Origin of the sequence: Hymenobacter properus (genome assembly GCF_015694735.1) — a bacterium.
Classification (GTDB): Bacteria; Bacteroidota; Bacteroidia; order Cytophagales; family Hymenobacteraceae; genus Hymenobacter; species Hymenobacter properus.
Window position 1 is genome coordinate 46138 of record NZ_JADQDP010000005.1, and the last position, 22331, is coordinate 68468.

18 protein-coding genes are annotated in these 22331 nt (G+C 59.8%); 9 read left to right on the forward strand and 9 right to left on the reverse strand.

All coding sequences use genetic code 11. The annotated features are described in order from the left end of the window. Positions 1–115: 115 nt before the first annotated feature. Positions 116–1024 carry a gliding motility-associated ABC transporter ATP-binding subunit GldA gene (gene gldA / locus I2I01_RS19895; RefSeq protein WP_196288278.1) on the reverse strand — a complete coding sequence of 303 codons (909 nt, stop codon included), beginning with the start codon at positions 1022–1024 and terminating at the stop codon, positions 116–118. 118 nt (positions 1025–1142) lie between these two features. Further along, positions 1143–1835, reverse strand: a complete 693-nt coding sequence (locus I2I01_RS19900; RefSeq protein ID WP_196288279.1) for an SDR family oxidoreductase — start codon at positions 1833–1835, stop codon at positions 1143–1145. 93 nt (positions 1836–1928) lie between these two features. Between I2I01_RS19900 and I2I01_RS19905 the strand changes: the two genes are divergently transcribed. Continuing rightward, on the forward strand, positions 1929–2660 hold the full coding sequence (locus I2I01_RS19905) for a GIN domain-containing protein (protein ID WP_196288280.1): 732 nt from the start codon (positions 1929–1931) through the stop codon (positions 2658–2660). A gap of 18 nt (positions 2661–2678) precedes the next feature. Here the strand turns inward: I2I01_RS19905 and I2I01_RS19910 are convergent, their stop codons facing one another. After that, positions 2679–3401, reverse strand: a complete 723-nt coding sequence (locus I2I01_RS19910; RefSeq protein WP_196288281.1) for an SDR family oxidoreductase — start codon at positions 3399–3401, stop codon at positions 2679–2681. A 100-nt stretch (positions 3402–3501) separates the two neighbouring features. On the opposite strand from I2I01_RS19910, the gene I2I01_RS19915 reads away from it, so the two are divergent. Next, the gene (locus tag I2I01_RS19915; protein ID WP_196288282.1) at positions 3502–4233 is read left to right on the forward strand and encodes an MlaE family ABC transporter permease; all 732 of its coding nucleotides are present in this window, start codon (positions 3502–3504) and stop codon (positions 4231–4233) included. A gap of 90 nt (positions 4234–4323) precedes the next feature. Continuing rightward, positions 4324–5139: an ABC transporter ATP-binding protein gene (locus tag I2I01_RS19920; RefSeq protein ID WP_196288283.1), complete on the forward strand. Its 816-nt coding sequence runs from the start codon at positions 4324–4326 to the stop codon at positions 5137–5139. Between the two features lie 147 nt (positions 5140–5286). On the opposite strand, the gene I2I01_RS19925 is transcribed toward I2I01_RS19920, so the two are convergent. The 4 genes from I2I01_RS19925 to I2I01_RS19940 all read right to left on the reverse strand — a co-directional run bounded on the left by I2I01_RS19925 (position 5287) and on the right by I2I01_RS19940 (position 8568). Continuing rightward, positions 5287–5817 carry a YfiT family bacillithiol transferase gene (locus I2I01_RS19925; protein WP_196288284.1) on the reverse strand — a complete coding sequence of 177 codons (531 nt, stop codon included), beginning with the start codon at positions 5815–5817 and terminating at the stop codon, positions 5287–5289. 76 nt (positions 5818–5893) lie between these two features. Beyond that, positions 5894–6526 carry a bifunctional nuclease family protein gene (locus I2I01_RS19930; RefSeq protein ID WP_196288285.1) on the reverse strand — a complete coding sequence of 211 codons (633 nt, stop codon included), beginning with the start codon at positions 6524–6526 and terminating at the stop codon, positions 5894–5896. Positions 6527–6744: 218 nt separating this feature from the next. Beyond that, entirely contained in the window at positions 6745–7722 is a 978-nt protein-coding gene (locus I2I01_RS19935) for an electron transfer flavoprotein subunit alpha/FixB family protein (RefSeq protein WP_196288286.1), read from the reverse strand. Positions 7723–7827: 105 nt separating this feature from the next. Continuing rightward, entirely contained in the window at positions 7828–8568 is a 741-nt protein-coding gene (locus I2I01_RS19940; protein ID WP_196288287.1) for an electron transfer flavoprotein subunit beta/FixA family protein, read from the reverse strand. 153 nt (positions 8569–8721) lie between these two features. Between I2I01_RS19940 and I2I01_RS19945 the strand changes: the two genes are divergently transcribed. The 6 genes from I2I01_RS19945 (at position 8722) to I2I01_RS19970 (ending at position 19370) form a co-directional block, all read left to right on the forward strand. Continuing rightward, the gene (locus I2I01_RS19945) at positions 8722–9060 is read left to right on the forward strand and encodes a tetratricopeptide repeat protein (RefSeq protein ID WP_196288288.1); all 339 of its coding nucleotides are present in this window, start codon (positions 8722–8724) and stop codon (positions 9058–9060) included. Between the two features lie 241 nt (positions 9061–9301). Further along, entirely contained in the window at positions 9302–10144 is an 843-nt protein-coding gene (locus tag I2I01_RS19950) for a DUF937 domain-containing protein (RefSeq protein ID WP_230679228.1), read from the forward strand. A gap of 125 nt (positions 10145–10269) precedes the next feature. Continuing rightward, a complete protein-coding gene (locus I2I01_RS19955) occupies positions 10270–11577 on the forward strand; it encodes a TolC family protein (RefSeq protein ID WP_196288290.1) in 1308 nt (435 codons plus the stop codon). 89 nt (positions 11578–11666) lie between these two features. Beyond that, positions 11667–12746, forward strand: a complete 1080-nt coding sequence (locus tag I2I01_RS19960; protein WP_196288291.1) for an efflux RND transporter periplasmic adaptor subunit — start codon at positions 11667–11669, stop codon at positions 12744–12746. A 114-nt stretch (positions 12747–12860) separates the two neighbouring features. After that, positions 12861–16025, forward strand: a complete 3165-nt coding sequence (locus I2I01_RS19965) for an efflux RND transporter permease subunit (protein WP_196288292.1) — start codon at positions 12861–12863, stop codon at positions 16023–16025. A gap of 195 nt (positions 16026–16220) precedes the next feature. After that, the gene (locus tag I2I01_RS19970; RefSeq protein WP_196288293.1) at positions 16221–19370 is read left to right on the forward strand and encodes an efflux RND transporter permease subunit; all 3150 of its coding nucleotides are present in this window, start codon (positions 16221–16223) and stop codon (positions 19368–19370) included. Here the strand turns inward: I2I01_RS19970 and I2I01_RS19975 are convergent. Both I2I01_RS19975 and I2I01_RS19980 read right to left on the reverse strand, forming a co-directional pair. Then, positions 19367–20845 carry an oligosaccharide flippase family protein gene (locus I2I01_RS19975; protein ID WP_196288294.1) on the reverse strand — a complete coding sequence of 493 codons (1479 nt, stop codon included), beginning with the start codon at positions 20843–20845 and terminating at the stop codon, positions 19367–19369. The genes I2I01_RS19970 and I2I01_RS19975 overlap by 4 nt on opposite strands. A gap of 75 nt (positions 20846–20920) precedes the next feature. Beyond that, positions 20921–22276 (reverse strand): DUF7033 domain-containing protein, encoded by a 1356-nt coding sequence (locus I2I01_RS19980; protein ID WP_196288295.1) that lies wholly within the window; start codon positions 22274–22276, stop codon positions 20921–20923. Between the last annotated feature and the right edge of the window lie 55 nt (positions 22277–22331).

Consider the following 22331-nt stretch of genomic DNA (forward strand, 5'->3'; position numbering starts at 1 on the left):
CCTTATCACGTCCGCTATTGGCTATTGGAATCGGCTAAATCTAATGATTTACTGCAAGTTGTTCAGCTGTCATAAGGTCCTTCGCTGCGCTCAGAATGACAGATGGTTACATTAGCTACTTCGTCAATTCGCCAAACACCTCTTCCAGGCTCTGGTGCTCCTGCCGTAGCCCGAGCAGCAGCCAGCCTTCCTGGCCAGCAAGGCGCGACACGGCGGCGCGCACGTCCACACCCGGCGCGGTGCGGAGCAGCACGGCGCCGTCGGGCGCCGCTTCCACGTGGCGCACGTTTGGGAGCTGGGCCAGCTTGGTGGTATCCACAGGGCCTTCAAACTCGGCGCGGACGATGGTTTCGCCAGCGGCGCGGGCGGCCAGTTCGGCCACCGGGCTGTCGGCCACCAACTTGCCGCGGCTGATGATGAGCACGCGCGAACAGAGGGCCGTGACTTCGGGCAGAATGTGAGTGCTGAAAATGACGGTTTTATCCTCACCAACCTCGCGGATGAGCTGGCGGATTTCCAGAATCTGGTTGGGGTCGAGACCGGTAGTGGGTTCGTCGAGAATAAGCACATCGGGGTCGTGAATCAGAGCCTGAGCCAGGCCCACGCGCTGCCGATAGCCTTTGCTGAGGGCGCCAATTTGCTTGTTTTGCTCGCGGCTGAGGCCCACGCGGCGCACCAACTCGGCCACGCGGTTGCGAAGGCCGGAGCCGCTCAGCCCGTGCACCGAGCCGATGAATTCGAGGTACTCGTGCACGTACATATCCAGATAAAGCGGGTTGTGCTCGGGCAGGTAGCCCACGTGGCGGCGCACAGCCAGGCTGTCGGTGAGCACGTCGTGGCCGGCCACGCGCACGGTGCCGGCGGTGGGAGGGAGGTAGCCGGTGGCAATTTTCATCGTGGTGCTCTTGCCCGCGCCATTCGGCCCGAGAAAGCCCACGATTTCACCCTTGCCCGCCGTGAAGCTGATGTTGTCCACAGCATTTTGCGTGCCGTAGGTTTTGGTCAGGTGCTCTATTTCTACCATTCTGAAACTGTTTGACGCAAGAACGTCATGCTGAGCGCAGTCGAAGCATCTCTACTACGCAAGTAATTAATTAGTATTGAGGTAGAGATGCTTCGGCTGCGCTCAGCATGACGTTCATTTATTTAACCTGCGCCGGCCGAAGCTGAATTTCCGATATCATCGTCGTGTCCGGTGCCTCAATGGCATGCACAATGGCGGCGGCAATGTCCTCGGGCTGCATCTTGTGCGGGTCGGGCGTGGTGCCGGGCTCCTTGCCGTTGAAGTTGGTTTCCACCGAGCCGGGCATCACGCACGTCACGCGGATGCCAGCCGGGCGCACCTCCTTAAATAAGGCATCCGAAAAGCCACGCACCGCAAACTTGGTGGCGCAGTAGCCGCTCATGCCGGCCGTGCCCGCTGTACCGGCCAGCGAGGCCACGTTGACGACGTGGCCGGCGTGTTGGCGCTTCATCTGTGGCAGCACGGCGCGGGTGCACAGGAAGGTGCCCAGCACGTTGGTGTCGAACATGGTCTTCCAGTCTTCGGTCCGGAAGCCGTCCACGTCGCCCATGATGCCCAGGCCGGCGTTGTTCACCAGCACGTGGATGTCGGGGCCCAGCTCGCGCTGGGTGTTGGTGAAGGCTTCGGCGATGGAATGTTCATCCTGCACGTCGCACTCGAAAAACTGGAAACGGTCGTGCACCAGCCCCTCGGGCGCGGTGCGGGCCCAGCCAGCCACGGCCGCGCCGCGGGCCAGCAGGGCGTCGACGGTGGCGCGGCCAATTCCTTTGCTGGCGCCGGTCACGATGGCAACTTTACCGGTGAGGTCCATTTATCTTTGGGAAAAGTAAGGCTAAATATGCGCAACGTGAGTTTGCGGCCGCAAGTTAGCGGCCTGGGTGGGTTTGGGAGAATGCGCGGACTGATGAGAAGCGTGTTGGGCGTGGCGCTGGCGGGCGGCCTGAGCACCTGCGGCCCTGGCCACGCCACCGATTGCCTGAAAAGTACCGGCACCATCATCACCGAGCGCCGCGAGGTGGCCGATGGGCTAATCACCGTCACGGTTTTCGACAACGTGGACCTGCGCCTCGTGCAAGATGCTCAAACCTACGCCGAAGTGCGCGCCGGTGAAAACCTGATTGGCGATATTGAATTTACCCGCAAGGGCAACAGCCTCGAAATTGCCAACACCAGCAAGTGTAACTGGACCCGCAGCTACGACTCGCCCCGCGAAGTGACGCTGCACCTGCCGCACATCACCAATGTGTTTCTGCGCGGCCAGGGCAACGGCAGCACCGTGGGCGAGTTTGTGCAGGACACCATTTTCTTCCACCTCATCGGCGCTGGCGACTACGACCTCACCGTGCGCGCCAAGCAGTTGTTTCTCGACCAGTACGAGCTGGGCGACCTCACGGTGCGCGGCTCCACCACCGAAACCCAATTTACCCTCGGCGGCTCGGGCCGTCTGTTTGCGCAAGGGCTGACGGCCCGCCGCTGCTACTTCACCATGACCCGCGACAGCGACGGCGACGCCCACGTGCGCGCCACCGACATTGTGGGCGGCACCGTAGCCGGCAACGGCACCCTCTACTACAGCGGCCCACCTGCCACCACCGACATCCGTTTGACGGGCCGGGGCGGCAAGAAGGCGGAGTAAAGTTGGGCGGTTAGCGAATTACAAATCCCCCAGCTGCGGCCGAATCAACAGCTCCTCCACCACGGCGTGGGGCGAGAGCGAATAGGTGCCGAACACCGCTTCGGCCACGTCCTCGGCCTGCACAAACCGCTCCTGCGGCAGCTCCACGCCGGCCCAGCTGGCCGTGAGGGTGGGGCCAGGCAGCACGGCCGTCACGCGCACGCCAGCGGGCTTCAACTCTTCGCGCAGGTTTTTGGTGAAGCCCAGCAGAGCGTGCTTGGCAATGCCGTAGGAGCCGCCGTTGGGGTAGGCCGTGATGCTGGCGGTGGAACAGATGGTAAAAATGTGGCCGCGCCCGCGGGCAATGAACCCGGGCAGCAGCGGCAGGGTCACGTCGTAGGCACTGAGCAGGTTTACGGCCAGCATCTGGCGCAGCTGCGAGCCGTCGGCGGGCTCGTCTTGCAGGCGGCCGGGCACGAAGGCCCCAGCGTTGTTCACCAGCACCTCCACAGGCAGGCCCAGGCCCAATACAAAAGCCGCGAAACGGGCGCAGTCGGCGGCCTGGCTGAGGTCGGCGGCCTGGGTGTGCAGGGCCGCGCCGGGAACATCGGCGGCCATTTCGGTTGTGAGGGCGGCCAGGTCGTCGGCCGAGCGGGCGCAGGTAGCCACCGGGTAGCCGGCCCGCAGGAAGCGCGCCACCACGGCGCGCCCAATACCTTTGCTGCCACCGGTGACGACAATTAATTTTTCGTTCGTTTGCACTGTTTTCGCTGGTTTTTACGTAAAGTCCCGGGCTGACTAAATCGTCTCTAACAGCAGCCCCGGGCCCCAAACTTCGGCTTTTAATCCCTAACAAACCCTCATGCTAACAACTTTCGGCTCGTTCGTCCTTTTCCTGCGCGGCATGGTCACGCGCACCGAGCGGTTCCGGGTGCTCTGGAATCGCACCATCGACGAAGCCATTCTCATCGGGGTCGATTCCGTGTTCATCGTCTCCATCGTGTCGGCCTTCATCGGGGCCGTAACCTGCGTGCAGATTGCCTACAACCTCACCAACCCGCTCATTCCGCAGTCCACTATCGGCTACATGGTGCGCGAAATGACCATTCTGGAGCTTGCGCCCACCATCACCAGCATCGTGCTGGCCGGCAAAGTAGGTTCCAGCATCGCCGGCGGCCTGGGCACCATGCGCATCACCGAGCAGATTTCGGCCCTCGAAGTAATGGGCATCAATTCAACCTCTTACCTCGTGCTGCCGCGCATCTTGGCGGCGCTTCTGATGTTCCCCATGCTGGTTATCATGGCCATGCTGCTATCCATCATGGGCGGCTACTTGGCCGGCACTCTCACCGGCGTGATGACGGCCCAGGACTATATCGAAGGCATTCGCACCGACTTCATCCCCTACAACATCGTCTTCGCCCTCATCAAAGCCGTGGTGTTTGCCTTCCTGGTGTCGGGCATTTCGTCTTTCAAAGGCTATTTCACCACCGGCGGCGCCCTCGAAGTAGGCGCGGCCAGCACCGGCGCCGTGACCAATTCCATCATCGCCATCCTCATCGCCGATTTCGCCTTGGCGGCCATTCTGCTTTGATTGGGTTGTCAGTTGTTCGTTGTCAGTTGTCAGTGAATCGACAACAGACAGTCGATTCTACCAACTGACAACGAACAACTGACAACTACCATGATAGAAGTATCCAACCTCGAAAAGTCATTCAACGGCACTCCCGTGCTCAAAGGTGTGACGTGCACGTTCGAAACCGGCAAGTGCAACCTGTTGCTCGGTGGCTCGGGCACGGGTAAAAGCGTGCTGCTGCAGTGCATCGTGGGCTTGATGAAGCCGGACATCGGCTCCATCACCTTCGATGGCACCGTGTACACCAACAGCAAGATTGATATCCGCCAGGAAATCCGCCGCAAAATCGGGATGCTGTTCCAGGGCTCGGCCCTGTTCGACTCGATGACCGTGGCCGAAAATGTGGAGTTTCCGCTGCAGATGCTTACGCCCGAAATGAGTCCCGAAGAGCGCCGCGAGCGGGTCGAATTCTGCCTCAAGCGCGTGGGCCTGGAAAAGGCTGGCAACAAGATGCCCGCCGAAATTTCGGGTGGCATGAAAAAGCGCGTCGGCATTGCCCGCGCCATTGCCCCGCAGTGTACCTACCTGTTTTGCGACGAACCCAACTCCGGCCTCGACCCTGCCACCAGCATCAAGATTGACGAGCTGATTCACGAAATCACGCACGAATACAACATCACCACCGTCATCGTGACGCACGACATGAACTCGGTGATTGAAATCGGCGAGCACATCATCTTCCTGCACCAGGGCAAAAAACTCTGGGACGGCACCAAAGACGAAATCCTCAACGCCACCGTGCCCGAACTGCGCGACTTCATCTTCAGCAGCAGCCTGGTGCGCGCCGCCAAGCGCGTAGATGAAGAAACCGAAGGCGGTATGGCCGCTTTCGCCGAAGAAAGCGAGTCGGGCGGGGGCATCTAGAGGCCGTTAGGCCAGTCAATTAAAGAAACGTCATGCTGAGCGCAGCCGAAGCATCTCTAATGCAAGACTAAATGATTAGTATAGCGGTAGAGATGCTTCGGCTGCGCTCAGCATGACGTTTCTTTATTCTCTTATCTGTGCCTATTCCTACGGCAGCAACAACTGCAAATGCCCTAGGTGGTGCCGCCCGTGCCAGGCATACAACGCTAGTGTCTGCTCGAGAGTAGACGTGCGCTGATTGCCAGGATGATAAAACGTGCGCTGCCACTGCTCGTCCGTGAGGTGGTGCAACAGCGTCACAAAGCGAGAATGCATTGCCTCCAGCAGCGTAAGCGAAACGGTGACGGGCGAGGCGGCCACATCGGGCAGCTCGGCCCAGGCTGCTTCCTCGTAGGGCTTGATGGTAGGGTTGTCCTCCGTGAGGGCCAGCCGGAAGCGCACATAGGCATTCATATGCGAGTCGGCTACGTGGTGAATGACCTGGCGGCCGTTCCAGCCGCCGGGGCGGTAGGGGCGCTCCAGGCCCACGCCGCCCACGGCCTTGGCCGCGGCCGTAAGCTGGGCCGGCAAATCGGCAATTTGCTGGATAAGCGCGGTGCGCTCATCAGCAGTCAGGGGCGCCGTCGGTAGCTGGGGCCGGCCGATGGGGTATTTAAGGGAGTCGTCAGTTGGATTCATAGCCGCAAAGAAAACAAAAGCGCCGCCTCAGTCCGAGGCGGCGCTTTCAATTCATGGAATGGCAAAGGCACGGACCCTAGCCGTTGCGCTTGTTCAACTCGTCGCGAATCTTGGCAGCTTTCTCATAATCTTCTTTTTCCAAAGCCTGGGTCAGCATCTTCGTGAGTTCTTCTGACGATACCTGGCCGCTGGGGTCGCGCGGCTCGGGCTGCGCGCGGCTGCCCGAGCGCGGCGTATCGTCGTCGTCCTCCTCGTCTTCATCGTCCTCCTCGTCGGCTTCACTGTCGGCCTCGTCGAGGTCGGAGAGGATAATGCCGGCTTCGCTGAGCACGCTTTCTACGGTGTAAATGGGCACGCCGAAGCGCAGGCCGATGGCAATGGCATCGGAGGGCCGGGCGTCAATTTCGAAAGTGGTGGCGCCATCAGAGCACACGATGCGCGAATAGAACACGCCTTCCTTCAAATCAGAAATTATCACTTCCAGAATCACCACGTGCACGTGCTCGGCAAACGATTTGAACAGGTCGTGGGTGAGGGGCCGGTTGGGGCTGATTTTTTCGATTTGGATGGCGATGCTCTGGGCTTCGAACATGCCGATGATGATGGGCAGGCGGCGGTTGCCGCCCTTCTCGCCCAGAATCAGCGCGAAGGAGCCAGACTGCGACTGGCTGGACGACAGGCCCAGGATTTCAAGCTGGATTTTTTTCAAGGGAATGGTGCGGTGTGTCTTCGAGGGCGTAGGAGAGGGGGCGGGTAGCCCGGCCGCGGCCGGTAGGAAGGATGTACGTGCAAATAAAGAAAAGTCCGGGCATTGGCCGCCCAAAACCTGCCTCGTAATACGCGAAAGTGAAAAAAAGATTGGGGGCCCAAGCCCTGAATTTCTTACGAAACGCAGCGGCTTAAGCCCCCAAATCCATCAAATGCGATTTAGTTCAGCGCCTTAACCGCAGCCGTCAGCTTGGGCAGCACGTCGAACACATCGCCCACAATGCCGTAATCGGCGGCTTTAAAGAACGGAGCTTCGGGGTCTTTGTTGATAACCACGATAACCTTCGAGCTGTTCACGCCGGCCAGGTGCTGGATGGCACCCGAAATGCCGCAGGCAATGTACAGGTTCGGCGACACGGTGATGCCGGTTTGGCCCACGTGCTCGTGGTGGGGGCGCCAGTCTACGTCGCTTACCGGCTTAGAGCAGGCCGTGGCCGCGCCCAGGGCTTTGGCCAGGTCCTCAATCAGGCCCCAGTTCTCGGGGCCCTTCATGCCGCGGCCACCCGATACCACGCGTTCGGCTTCGGGCAGCAGAACGCCGCCGGCCTGGTCCTGCATCACTACCTGCTTGGGGGCATCAGCAAAGTCGGCATCCGAAAGCTGGGCCGAGAAGCTGGCTACTTCGGCCGTTTTGCCGGCGTCGTGCTGGGCTTCGGTCGAGTTTTTCTTCACGGCAATGATTTTGCGGTCGCCGCTCAGCACCACGTCCGAAAACGCCTTGCCCGAGAAGGCGCCGCGCTTCACCACAAACTGGCCGCCGTCCGTCTTGGGCAGCTCCACCACGTTGGTAGCCAAGCTGGCCTTGAGGCGCACCGACAGGCGCGAACCCACGGCGGCGCCAATGTTGCTGTTGGCCAGCACAATTACCTTGGCTTGTTCCTGCTCGGCCGCCGTGGCGATGAGCTTGGTGTAGGCGTTGTTCACGAAGTCCTTGAGGCGGGGCTCAGCATCGTACAGCACTTTCGTGATGCCCTGCTCGCCCAGCTTGACCAGGTTGGCTTCATTGGCTTCGCCCACGGCAATGGCCGTGGCGGTAGTGCCCAGCTGCGCGGCCACTTGCGCCCCATACGAGGCCACTTCCAGCGACGACTTTTTTACTTCGCCGTCGGCGCATTCAACTACAACTAATACAGACATGTCTTTGAGTTTTGAATGTTGAGAGTTGAGTGTTGAATTATTGGTTGAAGGAAGGCATGCGCTTTAGATGAGCATTCAACCCTCAACATTCAACACTTAACATTTCTAGATGACTTTGGCTTCGTTGCGGAGCAGCTTGATGAGCTCGCCGGCGTTTTCGGCATCGATGAGCTTCACGCCCTGCTTCTTGGGCGGGAGGGCGTACTCCTGCACCTGGGTGCGGGCGGGCTCGCCCACGGCGGGCACCACTTTCAGGGGCTTGGTGCGGGCCGTCATGATGCCGCGCATGTTGGGGATGCGCGGCTCGCACATGGGCTGCTGGCACGAGGCCACGAAGGGCGTGTTTACGCTCACAATCTCTTTGCCGCCCTCAATTTCGCGCTCCAGCGTGGCGGTGTTGCCGCTCATGTCCAGCTTCATGGCCGGGGCCACCGTGGGGACGCCCAGCATTTCGCCCACCATGCCGTGCACCTGGAAGCCGTTGTAGTCAATGCTTTCCTTGCCCATCAGAATCACGTCGTAAGCGCCTTCTTTGGCGATGGCAGCAATTTGCTCGGCCACGAAGTAGGCGTCGGTCGGCGCGGCGTTCACCCGGATGGCGTCATCGGCGCCAATGGCCAGGGCCTTGCGGATGTTGGGCTCGGTGTCGGCTTCGCCCACGTTCAGGACGGTGACGGTGCCGCTGCCGGCTGCTTCCTTCAGCTCGATGGCACGGGTGAGGGCGTATTCGTCCCAGGGATTAATCACGAACTGCACCCCAGCCTTGTTGAACTCCTTGTTATCGGGCGTGAAGGTGATTTTGGTGGTCGTGTCGGGCACGTTGGAAATACAAACCAGAAACTTCATTGAAAGAGGGTTTGGGTGGCGAAATCAGCGAAAAAAGGCTGCATGCATAACAAGCAGCAGGGGTTCTACGGTTTCCAAAAGCCAATCAATAAAGCAGAATTGCCGTAGAAAAGCCGCATTTTTGCCCCAAAGGTAAACAAAACTCCCTCCCTGATGAACACCGCACCCACCCGTTTACAGCAGCTGCTTGCTTTCTACGCCGACGACCCCACCGACGCCTTCACCATCTACGCGCTGGCCACCGAATACCGCGCCCAAGAACCCGAACGCGCCTGGGAATTTTACCAAAAACTTCTTGCCGAGCACCCCGATTACGTAGGTACTTACTACCACGCTGGCAAATTGCTGGAGCAATTCGGCCGCAAGGATGAGGCCGAAAAAGTATACCGCACAGGCTTGGTCGTGGCTAAAAAAGGGGGGCAGCAGCACGCTGCCAGCGAACTTCTGCAGGCATTGAATAGCTGCCTGGGGTTGGATTATGAAGACGACTGAGGCTCATTCGATGATAAGTCATCAATAGTTGTGGCTCGGACTCCAGCATAGGAGCTTAATTTAATGCATGTAATTATTTTTTTGACCGGGTAATAACATGCTTAAACGAGTGAAGTGAATCGTTGAGCCGGCAAAAGGGGCATTTCAGCGGTGTTCAATAGAATATAGGTTTTTTGCGTAGTTATTTTGTTTTAAATAAGTTTGGTCAAAATCAATCCCGGTACATTCTAATTTACGCTGCATGCCCAGCTTGCTCGACGCTGTAAGAGCTGCATTTTCGCCCGAGCTTGTTCGCCATGTGGCGAGCCGGCTTGGGGAGGCAGAATCGAGCGTGAGCAAAGCGGTGAGTGGAATAGTGCCCATGGTGCTTTGTGGCTTGATAAACCAAGCCGGTTCTGGTGCCAGCCAGGCAGTTTTTACCATGAGCCGCCAAGCTTGGCTGAGCACGCATTATAACGTGAGCACAACCACGGGCATGCTGGGCGTACTGGGCAGCAGCGTCGCCAGTGGCAATGGCTTGGTAACGGGCCAGGCGGTGTTGGAAAAGCTGTTTGGCACCGGAAGCCACGTGCTGGTTGAACCGATTAAAAACTTTGCGGGCATCCGGGAGGAATCGGCCGACACCTTGCTCCGTCTGGTGGGCACCGTGCTGCCGGCTTTGCTGGGCCAATACGCCGCCGGCCGTCAACTCCAGGCGGCTGGGTTGGCTTCGGAGCTGGCGGCTAGTAAAGGCGCCGTGCGCGCCTTGCTCCCCGCCGGCCTGCAGGGCCTGGTGGGCCTGCTGTGGTGGAGTGGGTTGGCAACCGGACTGAGCCACCCGGCGGCGCCCGCGCGCAGCCTGACTTCGGTGGTGCGGGAGCGGATGGTATCGGTATTGGACTGGACCGTGCAACGCTACAGTATGCTGGTGGCGCTGGTGGGCGGAGTAGTGATGCTGTGCTTCGCATTGGCCGGCACAGCAGCGGGCACCGAAGCGCCCGTGCAACCGGCCCCTATACGACTACCAGCCACTGCCGTAAGCCAGGAAATGGAGGCTGAAACCGGCCTCCGGCCCCTTGAGACAAAAGAGTTGGGCTTGTTCTAAGCTAAGCGTTGGCCCCGTAAAGGAGGGTGTTCACCGAGAATCTGGACCCGTTCGCGGCACTTCATAATCATTCATTTTATCCTCATGCGCCTCCCTTCATCTTTGTCGGGAAATCAACGCTGAGTATGTCCCGTCTACGTTTTATAGCCCTTCTCGGGGCTGGGTTGCTTACCGCCGGCGCGGCTGCTGCCCAGGCCCAGACTCCGGCCGCTGCCCCGGCCGACACCGTGCGGCTTTCGTTGCCCGATGCCGAGCAGCGCTTCTTCCAGAATAACTTGGCCGTGCTGGCCCAACAGTACAACGTGACGGTGGCCCAAGCCCAGGCCGTGCAGGCCCGCCTCCTCGACAACCCGACCATTTACGTGGAGCAGGATGTGCTTCGGCGGCGCATCACCCGGCCCACGGTGCCCGAGGGCACGGCCGCCAGCGAGGCGGTGGTGAGCGTGCAGCAATTGTTCTCGCTGGCCGGGCGGCGTAAGGCGGCAGGCCAGGCGGCCCAGCAGGGCGCGGTGGTGGAGCAATATAACCTGCAGGACCTGCTGCGCAACTTGCGTTACCAGCTGCGCACCACCTACTACGACTTGTATTTCAAGCAGCGGAGCTTGGGCGCCTATGCTACCGAAATAGCTTCGCTGACGCGCACCGTGGGCTTGTATCAGACGCAGTACGAGAAGGGTAACATTGCGCTCAAAGAAGTAATTCGTCTGCGGGCGTTCCTGTTCACCCTGCAAAGCGAGCGGCAAAACCTGCTCAACGACGTGGCCTCGGACCAAACCGACCTGCATGTGCTGCTGCGCGATGCCTCGGGCAGCCAGTATGTGCCCCTGGTGGACATAACCAAAACCCGCGATTTGAGCCTGAACGGCTATCCGGAGCAAGCGTTAGTCGACACGGCCCTCGTGCGCCGTACCGACCTGAACGCCCGCCGTGCCACCCTGGAGCAGCAAAACCTGAACCTGCGCCTCCAGCAAAAACTGGCCACGCCCGACCTCACCGTGGGCTATACCTACGACAAGGCCGGCAACTACATCAACAACTACAATGCCCTGACGCTGGGCATGGCCGTGCCGGTTTTCAACCGCAACCAGGGCAACATTCAGGCAGCGAAGGCCCAGGTGGCAGCCAGCAAGCTGCAAGTCGACCAGCAGCAGCTGGTGGTGCAGAACGAAGTGCACCAGGCCTACCAGCTGGCGGCCCGCAACGACGAGCTGTTTCAAAACACCGACCGCGACACGGCTCCCTTCGCCCGGCTGATGGTAGGCATTGAGCAGAGCTATGCCAAGCGCCTGCTGAGCGTGGTGGAGTACCTCGACTTTTTCGAATCATACAAGAACAACCTTGTGCAGCTCAATACTTTGCGTGCTAACCGGGTGCGGGCTTTCGAGCAACTCAATTTTGCGGTGGGCAAGCCAATTTTCCGCGCCGACCAATAATCAATTCAACAGAATAGAGTCAGTTGCGTGGGCAAGATGCTTCGGCTGCGCTCCGCACGACGTTCTACCGACGATATTACCCCACACTCATGAACCGCACCTTTCTGGCCTTGCTGGCCGCGGTGGCCCTGGCGGGCTGCTCCAAACCCGAAGTCAAAGAAGAAAAGAAGGAGGGCTTCAAGCTTTCCGATACCATGATGTCGCAGATTGTGCTGGACACGGTGCGCCTGCGCCCGGTGCAGGACGAGCTGGTGCTGACCGGCGAAATCCAGTCGGACGGCGACAACACCGTTAAGGTGTACCCGCTGGTGGGCGGCGTGGTGGAGCAGTTGAAAGTGCAGCTCGGCGACAAGGTGACCAAGGGCCAGGTGCTGGCCGTCATCAAATCGAGCGAGATTGCCGACGTGCAGAACCAGACCACGGCGGCCACGTCGGACTACGACATTGCTAAGAAAAACCTGGCCGTGGCCGAAGACATGTTCAAGGCTGGCCTGAACTCGGAGCGCGATGTGGTGCTGGCCCGCGCCGAGGTGACCAAGGCCCGCGGCACGGTGGGCAAGAACATCAAGCAGCTCAGCGTGTACGGTGTGGGCAAGGACGGCGTGTACGAATTGAAAGCACCCATCTCGGGCTTCATTACCGAGAAGAATGCCACGGAGCACGAGCAGTTCAACAACGACAACGTGCAGAACCTGTTCACGGTGAGCAACCTGGACGATGTCTGGATTATGGCCAACGTGTTTGAGTCGGATATCTCAAAGGTGAAGGTGGGCTATGACGCCGACGTGACCACGCTGAGCTACCCCGATAAGCACTTCCGCGGCAAAATCGACAAAGTGTTCAACGTGCTGGACCCGGACAGCAAGGTGATGAAGGTGCGCGTGCGGCTCGAAAACCCTGGCTACCTGCTGAAGCCGGAGATGTATGCGCAAGTGCGCGTTGAAAACACCGAAGGCGCCAAGGCGTTGGCCGTGCCCGCCAAATCGGTGGTGTTTGATAAGGACCGCAACTTTGTGATGGTGTACAAGGACCGTACCCACGTGGAAACCCGGCCTGTGACCATCACCAAAACCGTGGGCGACTACAGCTACGTGAGCACCGGCATCAAGCCCGGCGACGTGGTGATTGCCAAAGACCAGCTGCTCGTGTACGACGAACTGAACGACTAGCCCAATTCCATCCGGCAGTGACACCGGGCACGCGCTTTACGGCCGTGTTTGGGGTCACTGTTGCCGTAAAAGTCGGCCCTGACTTCATCAAATCCTCATTGCTAGGAACTGAAAATGAATAAGTTCATTCAAGGCATCATTGCTTTCTCGCTCAAGAACAAAGGCTTTGTATTTCTGCTGACGCTGGCCGTCATCATCATGGGCGTGGTGAGCTACCGGAACACGCCCATTGAGGCGTTTCCGGACGTGACCAATACCGAAATCACCATCATCACGCAGTGGCCCGGCCGCTCGGCCGAGGAGATGGAAAAGTTCGTGACCGTGCCGATTGAAATTGCGCTGAACCCGGTGCAGAAGAAGGCTTCGGTGCGCAGCACCACGCTGTTTGGCTTGTCGGTGGTGAAGGTGATTTTTGACGACGGCGTGGACGACGCCTTTGCCCGCCCGCAGGTGAACAACTTGCTGCGCGAGGTGGACCTGCCCGACGGCATCACGCCCGATGTGCAGCCGCCCTATGGCCCCACTGGCGAAATCTACCGCTACACGCTGGAAAGCAAAACCAAAACCGTACGCGAGCTGAAAACCCTGCAGGACTGGGTGATTGAGCGCAACCTGAAGGCCGTGCCCGGCGTGGCCGACGTGAACAGCTTCGGCGGCGAGGTGAAGGACTACGAAATTGCGGTGAACCCCGGCAAGCTGCAGGACTTCGGCCTCACGCCGCTCGACCTCTACAATGCTGTGCAGCGCTCCAACATCAACGTGGGCGGCGACGTCATCAACCAGGGCCAGCAGAACTACGTGGTGCGTGGCATCGGCCTGCTGAACAACATCGGCGACATCAACAACACGGTGATTAAGAACGTGAACGGCGTGCCCATTTTGGTGCGCGACGTGGCCAAGGTGACCGAAAGCGCGCTGCCCCGCCTGGGCCAGGTGGGCCGTGGCTTCGAAGACGATAAGCTGGAAGGCATCGTGGTGATGCGCAAGGGCGAAAACCCTTCGGAAGTCATCTCCCGCCTGCACGACAAGGTGAACGAGCTAAACAGCAAGATTCTGCCGCCCGACGTGAAGATGAAAACCTTCTACGACCGGCAGCAGCTCATCGACTTCTCTACGGAGACGGTGATTCACAACCTGTTGGAAGGCATTGTGCTGGTGACGCTGATTGTGTTCCTGTTCATGGCCGACTGGCGCACCACGGTGATTGTGTCGGTGATTATTCCGCTGGCGCTGCTGTTTGCCTTCATCTGCCTGCGCCTGCGCGGCATGAGCGCCAACCTGCTAAGCATGGGCGCCATTGACTTCGGTATCATTATCGACGGCGCGGTGGTAATGGTGGAAGGCCTATTTGTAGCGCTCGACCACAAGGCACATGAACTGGGCATGGAGCGGTTTAACAAGCTTTCTAAGCTCGGGTTGATTAAGAAGTCGGGCCGCGACATGGGTAAGTCCATCTTCTTCGCCAAGGCTATTATTATCACGGCTTTGCTGCCCATTTTCTCCTTCGAGAAAGTGGAAGGCAAGGTGTTTAGCCCGCTGGCCTGGACGTTGGGTTTTGCCCTGCTGGGCGCCTTGCTCTTCACCCTCACGCTGGTGCCGGTGCTGGTGAGCATTCTGCTGAAAAAGGACGTGAAGGAGAAGGAAAACTTCTTCGTGCGGGCCGTGAACCGGGGCGCGGCGCGCTTCTTCGCCTTCACCTACGCCCGCAAAACGGTCAGCTTGATTATTGCCTTTGCCGTGACGGCCGTGGGTATGTACTCGTTCTCCTTCCTGGGCTCGGAGTTTTTGCCGGAGCTGAACGAAGGCTCGATTTACGTGCGGGCCCAACTGCCGCTGAGCATCAGCCTGCAGTCGAGCAATGAGCTGTGCAACGAGATGCGGCGGGTGTTTCTGAGCTTCCCGGAGGTGAGCGACGTGGTGAGCCAGACCGGCCGCCCTAATGACGGCACCGACCCCACGGGCTTCTACAATAATGAGTTCCTGGTGCAGCTCAAGCACACGCCGGAGGTGGAAAAGGAGATGAAATCGAAGGCTAACCGCGAGGCGCTGGTGGAGCACATGAAGGAGAAGCTCGACCGTTTCACGGGCGTCGACTTCAACTTCTCGCAGCCCATCACCGACAACGTGGAGGAAGCCGCCTCGGGCGTGAAGGGCTCCATTGCCGTGAAGATTTACGGCACCGACCTGGCCACGCTCGAAGCCAAGGCCCGCGAGGTGTACGAGGTATTGAAAACCGTGAAGGGCATCGACGACCTGGGCGTGCTGCGCAACATCGGTCAGCCCGAATTCCACGTCGACCTCGATGAAAGCCGCATGGCCAGCTACGGCGTGAGCAAGTCGGACGCCGCCGCAGTGCTGGAAATGGCCGTGGGCGGCAAAGAAGCCACCCAGCTTTACGAAGGCGAGCGCAAATTCCCCATCCGTGTGCGCTACGAACCCCAGTTCCGCCAGACGCCCACTGAAATCAGTGGACTGATGGTGCCCACGCAGTCGGGCAAAACCATCCCGCTCACCGAAATCGCCACCATCGGTTCCGTGACGGGCCCCAGCCTGATTTACCGCGACGACAACCGCCGCTTCGCCGCCGTTAAGTTCAGCATCCGCGGGCGCGACATGGGTTCGACCATCGCCGAGGCGCAGGAGAAAGTGAACCGCCACGTGCAGTTGCCCGCCGGCTACGAGCAGAAATGGACCGGCGATTTCGAGAACCAGCGCCGTGCTACGCAGCGCCTCACGCAGGTAGTGCCCATTTCGCTGGGACTCATCTTCTTTATCCTGTTCATCCTCTTCGGCAACTTGAAAGACGCCGGGCTGGTGCTGCTCAACGTGCCGTTTGCCATCATCGGCGGCATTGCGGCGCTGCTGCTCACCCACACCAACTTCTCGATTTCGGCCGGTATCGGTTTCATCGCGCTGTTCGGTATATGTATTCAGAACGGGGTGATTCTCATCTCGGTCTTTAAGCAGAACCTGGTGAAGAAGCATACGCTCGACCACAGTATTAACGAAGGCGTGATTTCGAGGGTGCGCCCGGTGGTGATGACGGCTCTCATGGCCACCATCGGCCTGATGCCGGCCGCCATTAGCACCGGCATCGGCTCGGAAACGAGCAAGCCGCTGGCCATCGTGGTGATTGGCGGCCTGATAACGGGTACCATCCTCACGCTCTTCATCTTCCCGCTGGTATTTGAGCGCTTCTACCGTGCCGAACACACGCATTACGGCGACGACTTGGCGGCGGAACGCACGGCTCGTCAGGAGCCGGTAGGGGCACACTAAAGCAATTTGAACCCTGCGAGTTCATACCCAGCTCGCACAAAGCGCAGAAGTACAATGTCTGGCTATAGAAAAGCCTGCTGCCTATTAGGCAGCAGGCTTTTTTTATGTCTTGCGACTTCATCAAACCCTCACGGCTTCTTCATCAACTTTTCACCAGATTCTCATCTTCTGCCCCTTCCCACCCGGCTTTTTTTTATGAATAAGTTTATTTCCGGCATTGTTGCTTTCTCGCTGAAGAACCGCTTTTTCATCTTCTTCATGACGGCGCTGTTGGTGGCCGGGGGCACCTATAGCTACGTGCACACGCCCATCGAGGCTTTTCCGGACGTTACGAACACGCAGATGATTATCGTAAGCCTCTGGCCGGGCCGCTCGGCCGAGGAAGTGGAGCGCTTTGTGAGCACGCCCATTGAGGTGGCCATGAACTCGGTGCAGATGAAAAGCAACATGCGAAGCATCAGCATGTTCGGTCTGTCAGTGCTCAAGATAAACTTCGAAGACAATGTGGAGGACTTCTTCGCCCGGCAGCAGGTGAACAACCTGCTGGCCGGCGTGAACCTGCCCGCCGGCTGCGACTCGCACGTGCAGCCGCCCTACGGCCCGACGGGCGAGATTTTCCGCTACACGGTGCAGAGCCGCACCGGGCGCAGCACCAATGAGCTACTAGCCATTCAGGACTGGACCGTGGAGCGGCAGCTGAAATCGGTGCCCGGTGTGGCCGACATTGCGGCCTTCGGCGGTACGCGTAAGGTGTACGAAATCAGCGTGAATCCTGCCATGCTGGCCAAGTATGACATGACTCCGCTGGAGGTGTACGACGCCGTACAGAAGTCGAACCTGAACGTGGGTGGCGACGTGATTGAGAAGAACTCGCAGAGCTACGTGGTGCGCGGTATCGGCCTGCTCACCAAGCCCGAGGATATCGGCAACATCATCGTCAAGGACATCAACAACGTGCCCGTGTTGGTGCGCAACGTGGCCAAAGTGACCGAGAGCAACGCCCCGCGCGTGGGCCAGGCGGGTCTCGACGACCAAAGCGACGTGGTGGAGGGCATTGTGATTATGCGCAAGGGCGAAAATCCGGCCGAGGTGCTGGGCCGTGTGAAAGCCAAAATCGCGGAGCTCAATGAAAAGGTGCTGCCCAACGACGTGTACCTCAAAACTTTCTACGACCGCGACGTGCTGATGGACCACTGCACGCACACGGTGATTCACAACCTGATTGAGGGCATTGTGCTGGTGACGCTCATCGTGCTGCTGTTCATGGCCGACTGGCGGACCACGCTCACGGTAGGGGTGGTGGTGCCGCTGGCGCTGCTGTTTGCCTTCGTGTGCTTGCGGCTGAAGGGCATGAGCGCCAACTTGTTGAGCATGGGGGCTATTGACTTCGGTATCATCATCGACGGCGCGGTGGTGATGGTGGAGGGCATCTTTGTGGTGCTCGACCACAAGGCGGAGAAGGTGGGGATGGAGAAGTTCAACAAGCTGGCCAAGCTGGGGCTGATTCGTAAAACCGGCGGCGAGCTGGGTAAGGCCATTTTCTTCTCCAAGCTCATCATTCTGACTTGCTTGCTACCCATTTTTGCCTTCGAGAAAGTGGAGGGCAAGATGTTCAGCCCGCTGGCGTACACGCTGGGCTTTGCGCTGGTTGGCGCCCTTATTCTGACGCTGACGTTGGTACCGGTGCTGTGCTCACTGCTGCTGAACAAGAACGTGAAGGAGAAGCACAACCCCATCGTGACCTTCTTCGACAACATCGTGACCAAGGCCTTTGGCTTCACCTACCGCCACCAGCTGCTGAGCTTCGGCGTGGCCATGGGGCTGGTGGTGGCTGGGCTTTACTCGTTTAAATTCCTCGGCTCGGAGTTTCTGCCGGAGCTAAACGAAGGTGCGCTTTGGGTAGAAACCAAGCTGCCCATGTCATCTTCCTTGACGGAGACCAACAAGATGGCGGCCAACTACCGGCGCATCCTGCGCTCGTTCCCGGAGGTGGTGTCGGTGCTTTCGCAAACCGGGCGCTCAAACGATGGCACCGACCCTTCGGGCATCTACTACGTGCAGGCGCAGGTCAACCTCAAGCCCAAGGAGGAGTGGAAGCGCAACATCACCAAGGAACAGCTGATTGACGAGATGGACAAGAAGCTGAAGGAGTACCCGGGCATCATCTTCAACTACTCGCAGCCCATTATCGACAACGTGGAAGAGGCCGTGGCGGGCATCAACGCGGCACTGGCGGTCAAGATTTTCGGCAACGACCTGCACGAGCTCGACGGCAAGGCCAACCAAGTGATGAAGGTGCTCAGCACGGTGCGTGGCGTGAAAGACCTTGGCATCCTGCGCAACCTGGGCCAGCCCGAAATGAGCGTGCGCCTCGACCAGACCCGCATGGCCGCTTACGGCGTGCAGACCGCCGACGCCCAAACCGTGGTGGAAATGGCCGTGGGCGGCAAGGCCGCCACCCAGATTTACGAGGGCGAGCGCAAGTTCGACGTAACGGTGCGCTACCCCAAGGAAGCCCGTGACACCGAAGGTAAAATTGGCGAGCTACGGGTGCCCACCATCCGCGGCAGCAAGGTGGCCCTGAAGGAAATAGCCGACATTGGCACCAGCAACGGCCCGGCCTTCGTGTACCACGACAACGGTCAGCGCTTCATTGCCGTCAAGTTTAGCATCCGCGACCGGGATATGGGCTCCACCATCGCCGAAGCGCAGAAGAAGATGGACCAAGCCATCAAACTTGATAAAGGTTACCGCATCGAGTGGGCCGGCGAGTTTGAGAACCAGGTGCGGGCCACCAAGCGCCTGAGCCAGGTTGTGCCGGTATCGTTAGTCATCATTTTCATCCTGCTGTTCATCACCTTCGGCAACGGCAAGGATGCCGCACTGGTGCTGGCCAACGTGCCCTTCGCCCTCATCGGCGGCATTGCGGCGCTGCACATCACGGGCGTCAACTTCTCGATTTCGGCCGGCATTGGATTCATTGCCTTGTTGGGGATATGTATCCAGAACGGCATTGTGCTCATCACCGTGTTCAAGGAAAACCTGCGCAAAAAGATGAGCCTGACCGACAGCCTGCTGGCCGGTGTGGCCTCGCGCGTGCGCCCCGTGGTGATGACGGCCCTCATGGCCATGATTGGGCTGTTCCCAGCCGCCCTCAGCACGGGCATTGGCTCCGAAACGCAGAAGCCGCTGGCCATTGTGGTCATCGGCGGACTGGTGACGGCCACGGTGCTCACGCTGCTCATTTTCCCGCTCATCTTCGCCTTCTTCTACCGCGAGATGAATCAAAATGGTCCGTCACCGAAGCGTCGGCGCCGGGCCGAGCCGGTGCTGGTGGGAGCTTAACGGCGACGCGCTTTGTTGAGCAGCGCCACGGCCTCCGGTGCAGTGCCCGTGAGCAGCACGCCCGCGCCATACAGCACCGTGAGCACGCCGCCACGCAGCAGCAGCGTCAGCCAGGCGTTGCCAGTGCTGGGCAAGACCCAGGCTATGAAGCCAGCAGCGGCGGCTACCAGCAGGATGCGCAAGGTGCTTCCGTCGAACGGCTGCATGCCGTAGCTCCGCCACACAAACCAGGTGCGGGCCGTATTGATGCTGACCAGCGCAATGCAGTAGGCCAGGGCCGCACCGGCCAGTTCCATCCGCGGAATCAGGAGCCAGTTGAGCACCACCACGGCGGCGGCCAGTGAGACGTTAAACACCAAATCGAACCGGTAACGCGGCGAGGTAGCCACGATGATGCCGTTGACGCCCGTGATGCCGTCGAACAGCCGGCCGGCCAGCAGCAACAGCACGGCCCCGGTGCCGGCCGCGTACTCGGGCCGGTGAATAAGCCCGTAGATAAACGGCAGGTTTAGTCCAATGCCCAGCGCCAGGTAGCAGCCCAACAGCGTGTTGATGCGGGTGCTGCGGCGGTAGAAGTCGGCCATCTTGGCCATGTCTCCTTCTTTCCAATACTCGGCAATGAGCGAAAAAGCTGTTTTGTAAAGCGCCCGGAAGGGCAGCACCAGCGCCGTGCTCACATTGGTGGCAATCAGATAGATACCGGCCGCAGCCAGGCTCACCTTGGCGCCCACCATCAGGCTGTCGATGTTGAGCAGCACCGTGCCCGAGATGTTGCTCAGCAGCACAAACGCCCCGAAACCCAGCATCTCGCGCAAGGGCTTGATGCGCAAGGCCGCCCGCGTGGGCCGCAGGTGCAGCTCGCCGATGGCCGCCAGGTAAAAGGCCAGCAGCACCGCTACCAGCGCATACGCTCCCACGTACACCAGCACGTAGCCGTGAAAGCTAAGGTAGCCCTGGCTGTAGGCCACGGCCGCGCCCACCAGCACCAGCCGCAGCAAAATTTCCTGGCAAAACGAAGAAAACGAGGTGTGGTAGAGCGAACGCAGGTACGCATCCTGCAAGGAGCCCAGCATGATGCAGCCCGCCAGCGCAATGGCCGCCAGGTAGTGCGGGGCCAGCAGTGCCGCATCATCGGCCTCGTACCAGCGCAGCAGCAGCGGCTTGCCCACCAGCAAGGCCAACGCCACCACGATGAAGCCCAGTAGCGGCGGCCCCAGCAGCAGCGGGAAGAAGCCCGCGTGGTTGCGCCCCTGGTTCCGGAAAAACGGGAAATACCGGATGCCCATGTTGGCAAACCCAAACGATGCTACCTGCGCCCCCACGGTGGCCAGCGGCAGCAGCACGCTGGCCGTCAGGCCAATCTGGGCCGGCGAAAGCAGCCGCGGCATTATCAGGATGGTATTGACAAAGCCAATGGCCAGCCCGACGTAAGAAATCAGGGTGTTGCGGATGCCCTGGCGCTGAACGATGCCCAATTAAACGAAGGTGTAAGTGAGGGTAGCATATGCTTTCGCTCGTGATACAAACGAAAGCACAAGCGAAAGCATATGCTACAAGTCGCAAAGTTCGGCTACAATCTGGCTTCCGGTGAAGAAGGCCGCGCCCCGTTGCCGCAGGTAGCCCATGATTTCGGCGAATTGGCGCGGGCCGGTGGTAGTGTTGGCGGGGTCGAAATGGTCGTTGTGCCACAGCACCGTAGCCACGCCGCCAAAACGCTCAATTTCTCTAAACATCGGGCGTAGGGCGGGCAGAATTTCGGCCGGTTGCAGCTGCAAATAGTTGGGATGGTGCAAGGTGGCATCCATCACATTGAGCGGAATTTCCAGGAAGGTATGGGCTTGGCCGTGCTCAAAATCGAACGGAAAAAAAGGCAAGCAATATGAATTTCGAAAACCATAATGCTCGGCAAAGCCCAGGGTGGAATCGTAGCGAAAGCCGGTTTGAGCCACCACTTTGGGGGTATGTCGCGGCTCCCAGCATAGATAATGAAACCGGTTGCCGTTGGGTCTGGTCCCATCATACTGGCCAATTTCTTCTTGTAAGCGCGCCGTATCGGTAGCGGTGCCGTAGCTGGCGTGGCTGGCGGTTTCGGAGCCATTGGCTTCCAGCTGGCGGAGCCGGTAGAGCAGGGCTGAATTGATGCTATAGTCCGCATTGGCCGTCCCATTTGGGGCAGGCTGCGGACTGCCAAGCATGAAAAAGGTAGACGGCGCTCCGAAGCTGGCCGTGGTCGCCTGCACCTGTTCCAGATTGTTCCAAGGAGCGGGCTGGCCCGTAGCCTTACCCAGAAGCGTCCGCCCGGCCTCAATGGGGTTCCCCCGCCGCAGCGCTCCCCGCAGGGCCGTGCCCCAGCCGCCGTGCAAGCTGTCGATGTCGTGCGTGATAAAACCGGCGAAAGCGGCTCCCCGCCAGCGGCGCGGTGGCAATGGCTGCCCCAATACATGCTCCACTGCCGTTTTCAGCACCTCGAAATAATAGTTGACCACCGGCACAGCCACGAAGCCAAACAGTTTCTGCACGCTAGCGGCGTAGGGAAAGCGGCCGTGCCAGTCGCGCTCCGGCGAAAAGTATTCCTGCCAGCCACTAAGCAGGTAAAAAGCTGCCGCGATGACGTCAACATTAATCGTGGCAGCGCCGGGTAGCAGCGCCAGCAGCGGCGCATCTGGGGCGGCATCGAAGAAGAAAGGAACCGGCTGGCCGCCCCAGTTGCGCCAAGTGGGCGCAGGCGGGTAGGGGGCCTTTTCGGAAAAAAAGGACCCCGCACCGACCAGCACTGTCACGCCAGCCGGCGCAGGCTCGTAGCCGATGGCCACCTGCCGGGCGCTAGGGTACGCTTGCCAGAAATGCTGCAGCACATACGCCAGCCGCGCCACGGGTGTGACCACCGCCGTGGCCGGAGTTGGCAATGCAGGGAGACTCGGAGCCACCATAGGCCGCGAAGATAGCCGTTCGGATGGCGCG